8 protein-coding genes are annotated in these 9101 nt (G+C 39.3%); 3 read left to right on the top strand and 5 right to left on the bottom strand.

The features are described from left to right. Positions 1 to 354: 354 nt before the first annotated feature. The 5 genes from G322_RS0114970 to G322_RS0114950 all read right to left on the bottom strand — a co-directional run bounded on the left by G322_RS0114970 (position 355) and on the right by G322_RS0114950 (position 4623). A complete protein-coding gene (locus tag G322_RS0114970; protein ID WP_022942553.1) occupies positions 355 to 1452 on the bottom strand; it encodes an anhydro-N-acetylmuramic acid kinase in 1098 nt (365 codons plus the stop codon). 17 nt (positions 1453 to 1469) lie between these two features. Next, positions 1470 to 2837 carry an oxygen-independent coproporphyrinogen III oxidase gene (gene hemN / locus G322_RS0114965; protein ID WP_022942552.1) on the bottom strand — a complete coding sequence of 456 codons (1368 nt, stop codon included), beginning with the start codon at positions 2835 to 2837 and terminating at the stop codon, positions 1470 to 1472. Between the two features lie 15 nt (positions 2838 to 2852). Continuing rightward, positions 2853 to 3332, bottom strand: a complete 480-nt coding sequence (locus G322_RS0114960; protein WP_022942551.1) for a DUF2489 domain-containing protein — start codon at positions 3330 to 3332, stop codon at positions 2853 to 2855. A gap of 12 nt (positions 3333 to 3344) precedes the next feature. Continuing rightward, on the bottom strand, positions 3345 to 3899 hold the full coding sequence (gene yihI, locus G322_RS0114955) for a Der GTPase-activating protein YihI (RefSeq protein ID WP_022942550.1): 555 nt from the start codon (positions 3897 to 3899) through the stop codon (positions 3345 to 3347). Between the two features lie 121 nt (positions 3900 to 4020). Then, positions 4021 to 4623 carry a c-type cytochrome gene (locus G322_RS0114950; protein WP_022942549.1) on the bottom strand — a complete coding sequence of 201 codons (603 nt, stop codon included), beginning with the start codon at positions 4621 to 4623 and terminating at the stop codon, positions 4021 to 4023. 143 nt (positions 4624 to 4766) lie between these two features. Here G322_RS0114950 and yihA point away from each other — a divergent pair, with 143 nt between their 5' ends. From yihA to G322_RS22435, 3 genes are all read left to right on the top strand, one after another. Then, the gene (gene yihA, locus G322_RS0114940; RefSeq protein WP_022942547.1) at positions 4767 to 5429 is read left to right on the top strand and encodes a ribosome biogenesis GTP-binding protein YihA/YsxC; all 663 of its coding nucleotides are present in this window, start codon (positions 4767 to 4769) and stop codon (positions 5427 to 5429) included. A 135-nt stretch (positions 5430 to 5564) separates the two neighbouring features. Further along, positions 5565 to 7754, top strand: a complete 2190-nt coding sequence (locus tag G322_RS0114935; RefSeq protein ID WP_022942546.1) for a YjbH domain-containing protein — start codon at positions 5565 to 5567, stop codon at positions 7752 to 7754. 173 nt (positions 7755 to 7927) lie between these two features. Then, positions 7928 to 8890, top strand: coding sequence for a hypothetical protein (locus G322_RS22435; RefSeq protein ID WP_022942545.1), 963 nt, complete (start codon positions 7928 to 7930; stop codon positions 8888 to 8890). The last annotated feature ends 211 nt before the right edge of the window (positions 8891 to 9101 follow it).

Below are 9101 nucleotides of genomic sequence, written 5' to 3'. Positions count from 1 at the left end.
GATCAGGGCTTGTTGAGGGAAAATGATGAAGAGCAAGGCGCATGATTGAGTAATAGCTAGCTATTGCGATTGAATGCAACGTCGCTATTTATTATTTTAACCAACAAGATAGATCAGATACTTATGCGGATTGGTATTAAGTACAGTTAACCACCAATCCAGTGATTTTTCTTGATTGAAGGAATTAGTCTCTATTTATATAAATGAAAACATGCAGGACTAAAGTCCCACTTCCCAAAAGTAAGCTAATTATTCATCGGAAGTGGGACTTTAGTCCTGCCTTTTGATGCTTGAATTAACAACTGACCAGAAAGCAAACTCATTCTGTTTGTTTTAAACCCGTTTGCCCTGTTACTAAGGCAGGTAGACACAGCCTAAAATAGCGTCTTTTTTTGCACCTGTGACCGCTTTAAGTGGAATCGGTTTTTCTAATAAACGTTGTTCTGCAAGCCATGCGAACGCGATAGCTTCAACAAACATCGGATCAATATTTAAGGCTTGGGTATCTTGAATATGATGATTTGGCATTAAAGCTTGTAATCGTTGCATGAGTAGTGGGTTTAGTGCGCCTCCACCACAAACAAAAACATCGGCTTTATCACTGTGTAATTTGATTTGATCGCAAATGGTGATGGCGCTAAATTCTAATAACGTGCGTTGAATATCGCACTGTTGTAGATCAAAATGGATCAAATGCGCTTCTAGCCAAGCAAGATTAAATTTTTCTCGACCAGTGCTTTTAGGCGCGGGTAGGGAAAAATAATCATCTTCTAATAATTTATCTAATAGCGCTATTTGTACCGTACCTTGTTGTGCAAAAGTCGCATTTTTGTCAAAGGGCAGTCCTAAGCATTGCTCTATCCAACCATCCATCAACATATTACCCGGCCCTGTATCATAACCAAGTAAACTACTATCTGCCCCTAAGATACTGATATTAGCAATACCACCCATGTTAAGGATGATGCGTGTTTCACCTTGTTTGGCAAACAGTGCTTGATGAAAAGCGGGTACTAACGGCGCGCCTTGACCACCGTAAGCGATATCCATGCCTCTAAAATCACTGACACAAGTGATCGCAGTCTGGGCAGCAATGAGATTACTATCGCCAATTTGTTGGGTAAACGGATATTTCCCCAGTGGGTCGTGAAAAATAGTTTGTCCGTGGCTACCAATGGCACTAATTTGCTTCGCATCAAACTTCGCAGTTTTTAAAAGTTGATTAACCGCCATCGCGCAGCGTTGAGAAAATTGATGGGTTACTTCGCCGAGTGTTTGTAGGTTAACGTGTTTATCATTACAAATCGTAAGCAGTTGTTTGCGCAGTTTCTTTGGCATAACAGGCGCAAAACCTGCAACCTGCTGAAACCCTTGTGTTGTACGCTGAGCAATCACCACATCAATCGCGTCTAAGCTAGTGCCAGACATGATGCCAATGTAGTAATTGCCCATTATATTACTGTGCATGATTAAATAACGCGTGAAAACTGTTGTTGACGCGCTTTGTTACGCAGGTAAACATCAAAACACATACAGATATTACGGATCAATAAACGCCCTTTAGGATGTACGTTTATCTCATTGTCATCAATGCTGACCAGTTGATCATCAATAAAGCACTGTAGTAGTTTAATGTCTTCAACAAAGTAGTTTTTAAAGTTAAGATCAAAGGTTGCTTCAATCTCTTTAATGTCTAACTTAAAATTACAGATCAGTTTTTTTATCACTTCACGGCGAATCAAATCATCGGCATTTAAACCAACACCACGCCATTGTGCGTGTCCCATCTCTTCGATTTGCGTGTAATAGGTTGATAGTTTTTTCTGGTTTTGTGAATAACAGTGACCGATTTGGCTGATCGCTGAAACACCCATGCCAAGCAAATCGGCATCTTCTTGCGTGGTATAACCTTGGAAATTACGGTGTAAAATACCTTGTCGCTGTGCGATAGCCAGTTCATCATTGGGTTTAGCAAAGTGATCCATACCGATAAATTGATAACCTGATTGGGTTAAAAACTCAATGGTATATTGCAACATGGCCAGTTTTTCAGCAGGTTTTGGCATATCATCTTCATTGATTTTACGCTGTGCTGCAAAAATACTGGGCATATGTGCATAATTAAAAATAGAGAGACGTGCGGGATCAAGCTCCAATACTTTGTTAAGCGTATGGGCAAAGGTCTCTTTGGTTTGCAGAGGTAAACCATAAATCATATCTAAATTGGTTGATTGGAAACCTTGCTCACGCGCCCGTGTCAGTAATTTCTCAATGAACTGTTCATCTTGTTCACGATTGACCGCTTTTTGCACCGCTTTATTAAAGTCTTGTACGCCTAAACTGAGGCGATTAAAACCCTCTTTAGCAAGGTGGTCGATAGTGCTGAGTTCAATTTCACGAGGATCAACTTCAATGCTTAACTCTGCACCACTTCTGAAGGTGAAGTTGGCTCGTAAAATATCCATTAAACGGGTGATTTGAGGAGGCAGTAAAAAGGTGGGTGTGCCACCGCCCCAGTGTAACTGGCTAACTTGGCGGTCTTTAAAATGTGGCGCTTGAATTTTTATCTCTTTTTCAAGAAAATCTAGGTATTTATCTGCTTTTTCTTGATGACGAGTAATGGTTTTATTACAGCCACAAAAATAGCAAAGCTTATGACAAAAAGGGATATGGATATAGAGGGAAAGCGGGCGTTCAGGGTAGGTTTTTGCTGATTGAAGCAAGTCCTTATAATTGAAGCTTTCATTAAATTCTAAGGCCGTTGGATAAGAAGTATAGCGTGGCCCACTGTAATTGTATTTTTCAATGAGTGCTTGATCCCAAACGAGCTTTTCCATCTTAATTCTCTCTTTTTATATTGAAAAATTTTCTAATAGTTGTGCTTCTTTAATGATCGCATCTTCGAATTTATCTTCAAAAACTTGACGTTGCTTATCTTGTTTTTTCAAGCGTTTTTTATCCATCTGCTTGCGCTCTGCATGTGTTGCAAATTCTTTAATATTTTCAAATAAAGCAGAGATAGCAGGGTAACGATGATCAATCTCTATTTTAGGTTCAACCAACAGGGTCTCTAGCAGCACACTTAAGCGAATCGATGCTTCAGAAACGTTACACTGTTTTTGCGCTGTTGCACGAGCAATAAAGCGGATGCTTTCACAAATGTTGTCGTTACGTTGCTTTTTTTTAAGGATAACCTGTTGTGCTTTTTCAGTCTCTACTTTTGCTTGTGTTATTTTTTGTAATTTAATACGTTTGATTAACAACCCCGCATAAAATGCGAGGCCGATAATAATAATGCCAGAAAAGAGTGCTAATAAGAGCTGAACATCCATTGTTATGGTTTCCTATTTAAACTCATCAAGTGCAGAACTTGCAGATTCAAACTGTTGAATAAGATCTTCTTCACCATTCTCATCTAACCAGCCTAGTTGTTTCATTAACTGTTGGTGGCGAGACATCTGCTTATCAACCCAAGAGCTATCTTCCTGTGAAACGTCTTCATCGTTATCTAACAGCTCAAGCAGATCGTTTAAACGCTGGTCATTTTCAATAAGCGCTAACTCTTTTTCTGGAGATAGCTTGTTTTCAACACTGTTTTTTACCATTTTAGCTTTCGGCTGTAGCACTTTTTTAGGTGTCTCAGGTTGCACTTCCGGTTTGCCAGTTAAAGAGATCGCTTTTTTACTGCCTGCGCGTTTATCGTTGATCACTTTTTTGGCATTGCGTTGCTGTGCTTGTTTTGACTCGCTTATATTACGTGCGCCCGCTTTATTGCCTTTTAGCTTAGCTTTGCGTTTACGATCACGTGATTCTTGTGCATTTGGTGATGTTTCTTTGCGTTGGCCTGTATAACCCGGCTCAGAGTTTCCTGCATTACGGCTTTTTTTAGTACGAGACATCTTTTTCTACCTTAAATTAGTTGTAATTTATTACCCGAGAAGAATAGCAGGTTTTAATTTTTAGCGCATAAAAAAAGGCGCTTCACTCACAAGAATGAAGCGCCTTCTAAGCAGTGACAGATTAATGCAATGCTGAAATGTATTGAGACAACAGTTCAATGTCTGCATCTGTTAATTTTGCGGCGATATCAACCATCATCTCATTTGGATCGTTATTACGTGCTTTACTGCGGAATTTTTCCAGCTGTGCTTTGATATAAGCGGGGTGCTGATTAGATATTTTAGGAAATTTTGCAAGTTCTAAACCATTACCACGTGGTCCATGACAAGCGGTACAACCTGGAATGCCACGTTTTTTGTCGCCTCCCATATAGAAATTTTTACCCGCAGCAGCTACTTCTGGTGACACGGTTTCAGGTGTCGCTGTTTGTGATGCGTAATAAGCCGCTAAGTCTTCAATATCTTGCTCAGAAAGTGCCGCGACCATGCCTATCATAATTGGGTCACTACGTTCACCATTTTTAAACTGTGTTAATTGTTTTGCTAGGTAGCTTTTATGCTGTCCTGCAATTTTTGGATAGAGGTTTGATGGGCTATTGCCATCATCACCATGACACGCAACACACGTTACTGATTTTGCTTTACCTGCTTCAATGTCTCCCTGTGCAATGACTACGTTAGAGAAACCGACTAAAGCAATTAATGTCACTAATAATTTATTCATAACTATCCATTTTTTAAAGTATGTTTAAGCGTGTTATGATGCACGCAAAATAATAACGGTTGTTTATCCAAATTTAATAACTGTAGTTTACACAAGTTTAATAAAAGTAACAATTTTGCTACATGACTAAAGCGAGGCATATCTTGGAATTTCCAAAAATACATTTTCAAAAAGCGCATTTTTTAATTAGTGCACCAGATATTCGTCATTTAGATAAACATCTGCCTCCTGAATCAGGTATTGAGGTCGCTTTTGCAGGGCGCTCAAATGCAGGGAAATCAAGTGCCTTGAATCGCTTGGCGCGTCAAAAGGGTTTAGCGCGAACCAGTAAAACACCGGGTCGTACTCAGTTGATTAATGTCTTTGAGGTTGAAGAGGGCAAACGTTTAATCGATCTACCGGGTTACGGTTTTGCAAAAGTGCCGTTAGAGATGAAGTTAAAGTGGCAAAAATCATTAGGTGAATATTTACAAAATCGTGAGTCATTAAAAGGCTTAGTGGTATTAATGGATATTCGTCACCCGTTTAAAGAGCTTGATCAACAGCTTATCTACTGGGCAATCGATGCTGACATTCCTGTTTTAGCGTTGCTGACTAAAGCGGACAAGTTAAAATCGGGCGCGCGTAAAGCAACACTGCTTAAAATGCGTGAGGAAGCTAAAAACTTTGAGGGTGATGTACAGGTAGAATTATTTTCATCGTTAAAAGGGATTGGCGTGGAACTGCTAGAGCAGAAAATAACCCATTGGTATGCACTGGATGATCAAGCGCAACTATCTAATAATAGGTGCGCTGAAGAAAGCTAAAAGTCCTCTGTATTTCTAAATAAAACGTGAGTTTAACCTCACGTTTCATCCATTTTATAATTTTTGTTTCATTTTTTGTTTCATTTTTGTCATAAATGCTTATCCTGCTACTTAGAATATTAACAAGGATGATTTATGCGCCCCCTCTTCAATGCTTTATTACTCTCTTTTTTAACCATTAATAGTTCAACTGTTATTGCAGTGACTAGCTCCATGGCACAAACAGGCTTCACGGGTATATTACGCATCCCACATGCAGAAGCATTACCTTTTGGTAAGTTATCCATTAATTATCAATGGGAAGAGAATATCAATTACGAGACTTGTTATGCCTGTGGTGCACATAAAACCATTTTGATGGGGGTTGGTTTGTTGCCGGGCTTAGAGTTTACGGTGCAAAATGCCCATAAACAGATAAGTGATGGGCCTGGATGGGGATCTGGGCATTCAAGCGACCTCTCTTTTTCTGCAAAATATGACTTTAAACCTTTTTTACCTGAAGAGTGGTTCAGTTTTGCAGTGGGTGTGCAAGATTACGGTGGTGCAGCTAGCCACCATAAAAATGCTTATGCGGTTGCTTCAAAATCATTGTTTCCAGAAACATTTTATCACTTTCGTCTAACTGCGGGTTATGGGCAGGGTGATGCGGGTAATCAGATGGGCAGTGGTTATTTACAAGGGACGTTTGCTGGCATTGAATGGCAGCCTCTCCCTTGGTTACAGTTACTTGCTGAACATGATGGCACGGGTATTAATAGTGGCATAAAACTATTGTCGGATGATCAGTGGTTACCTTATGGCTGGAAGGCAAATGTAACTTATCAACTTTATTCCGATTCTATTACAAAAAACAGAGATAATCAGTGGCTTGGTTTCGGGTTAACGTGGCCGCTTGTTATTGGTGAGGCTGCCGATCGTTATAGTGTTGCTGGGGTTAAGGAGTCTGCATCGAATGATGAAAGAAAACGGGCTGAGGTTACTAAAAAAGCTGGAAATGAAAACAAAAAAGTGACAAAAGAGGTCGCCAACATTCCCTCTGTCGCTGTGCTTTCAGAAAAAACGCTACAAAAAAATGAGGCTCAGCAACTATTAACAACACTTGTTGAATATGGTTTTGAAAATGTACAGGTTGGTTGGTTAAATCAAACCATTGTTGTGGTATTGGAAAATAACCTTTTCAACTGGAATGAGTTAGATGGGATTGGTGTGGCACTTGGTTTGATCATGGATAATAGTGATGCTGAAACTTTCCAGCTACAGTTATTAAATAATCAAATTTCAGTGGTAAAAGTGCAGGGTGATAGCCAGCAATACAGAAAATTTTTGAATCAAAATTCAGAAGCCCTTGTTGTGAATCATGGCCTACTTATCTCTAACCAACCTATCGAAAACAGCAAGGTTAAATGGAGTTCTGAACGTGAAGCTTCAAGTCACTTTGTACCGCGTTTTATATTTTCGCCACATCTACGCTCAGCGATGGGCACAGAGTTTGGTGTATTTGATTATTCTTTGGCACTGAGTAGTAATATACAGATGTCACTGTGGAAAGGGGGGGTTGTGGATGTGCGCCATCTATTGCCTATTACACACTCAGATAGTTATGATGATGGGCAGTATTTTGAGAATGGTCGTCATGTTAGTGAAGTTGATCGTATTCTGTTTCATCAGGCCTTTGGCTTACCTGCAAGTTTTACCACCCAGTTTAGTGGCGGACAAATATATAAAAACTATTTAGGTGTATTAAATGAAACCTATTGGCAGTCACCAGAAGGGGATCACCGTTTCAAAACAGAAGTGGCAGATTTTAAGCATAAAGATACCGATTATAGTTATCAGCCCTTATTAGTTTCTTATCGTTATTACTTACGTCCTTTAGATCTTGCTATTGAGGGAGTGTATGGACAACACTGGGCGGGCGATCTCGGTGCTAGTCTTAGTTTGAAACAATGGTTTGGTGATATGGCGGTAAAGTTAACCTATCAAAATACCACCTGTGATCGCAGTAAAACACAATATTCCTGTGCGCGTGATGGTTATGCTGAAAATCATGAGTATGCGGGATTGAATTTTATATTTCCATTTGGCACAAGAAAAAATGCATCACCAAGTATTGGTTTTCAGGTGAAAACATTAGAGCAGTGGGCGTTTGGTTATCGTTCTCGTATCAATCATCATGCGAATTATATTGGTGGTAATCGTTCTTCTAAAACTAACCTACAATATAATATTGAACAGCAATATTATAATCGCGATCGTTTATCGGCTACCTATATACACAGTCACGCGCAACGATTACGTGAGAGTTATCTCAAATATATAAAATAAAGCATAATTTTCGAATAAAAAGTAGTAGATAGAGAAGTTATGATTATACTCAGTTTACTTTTATAAAAATATTAATAAAATAGTCAAGTATTAGTATATTAAATCTACTATATCAACGATATAATAGTGCAAGTTACTTTAAACTAAAACCATGGAAATTAAGGACGTTAATTATGAAACTGAATAAATTAGTGATCGCAATGGGATTTGCAACAGCAGCACTCGTTGGTTGTGGTAGTGATGCAATTGCCCCTACAGAAAATGTAAACAGTATCACTGCAATTGATGGGTATATTGTTAAAGGCGATGTTACAGCCACCTGCGGAGAGATGGAATATACAGGTGTTACCGATGCTAGTGGTATTGCTAAAATTGATATTGTCGATTCACTAATAACCAATTGTGCTGTTAAAATTGTAGGTAACGAAAATACTTATGATCATGACAAAAAAGATCAGCCTTGGAAGCATACAATGCGTTCATTAAAAGGTAAGCGTGTTATTAATCCATATACAGATATGGCAGCAACACTTGCTGATGATCCCGCTAACGCAGGTAAATCAGATAAAGAGTTAATGGACGGTGTTATTGCGCTTTTAGGTCCAGATGCGGCTAATATTGTTGGTGATTTTGACCTGTTTGCTGATTTCGGTTCACATTCTGCAAACTCTAAAGTATCTCAACAAGTACGTGTACTTGCAGAGAGTACCTTTGCGACAATTATTAAGATGATTGAATCGTTAGGTGAGAATGATACACCTGAAAACCGTTTAGCTGTGTTTAAAACAGTATTACCTCAAGTAACGGAAGCTGTATCAACACAAATTGCTGCAGTGGAGGCTGCTGATGGCGATCTATCTGAGCTTGTTTTTACTGTTGATGTTGCTATTCCAACCCTTATTATTAAAGAAGATGGTAGCGTTGATACTGAAAAGCTAGCAGATGACTTACCACAGATTGTTATTGAGACAGAAACGCGTCCAGAGCAACCTGCACCTCCAGCCGGTGTAACACCACCTCCAGTAGTGACACCTACTCCAGTAGTGACACCTACTCCAGTAGTGACACCTACTCCGAAACCAACAGGTACAGGTACAGGTACAGGTACTGGCGGTGATGATGTTAACCAAGGTTAATATTTAAAGCTATACAGAAAAACCAGCTTAACGGCTGGTTTTTTTCGCCTGTAGAAAAGAGGGCCGTTACGTGTTGGGAGTAATATCATGCTTATACCGATTACATTAAGTATGTGATCTAAATTTTACGCAGGGAAAACAGCTTAATTCAAGGCGTAAGTTGACGTAAATGGTTGTTCCCTTTGCGAAACTTACAACGTAGAAGTGAGTT

This window comes from Psychromonas hadalis ATCC BAA-638 (assembly GCF_000420245.1).
In the GTDB taxonomy this organism is placed as follows: Bacteria; Pseudomonadota; Gammaproteobacteria; order Enterobacterales; family Psychromonadaceae; genus Psychromonas; species Psychromonas hadalis.
This window is presented reverse-complemented; position numbering and strand designations above follow the sequence as displayed.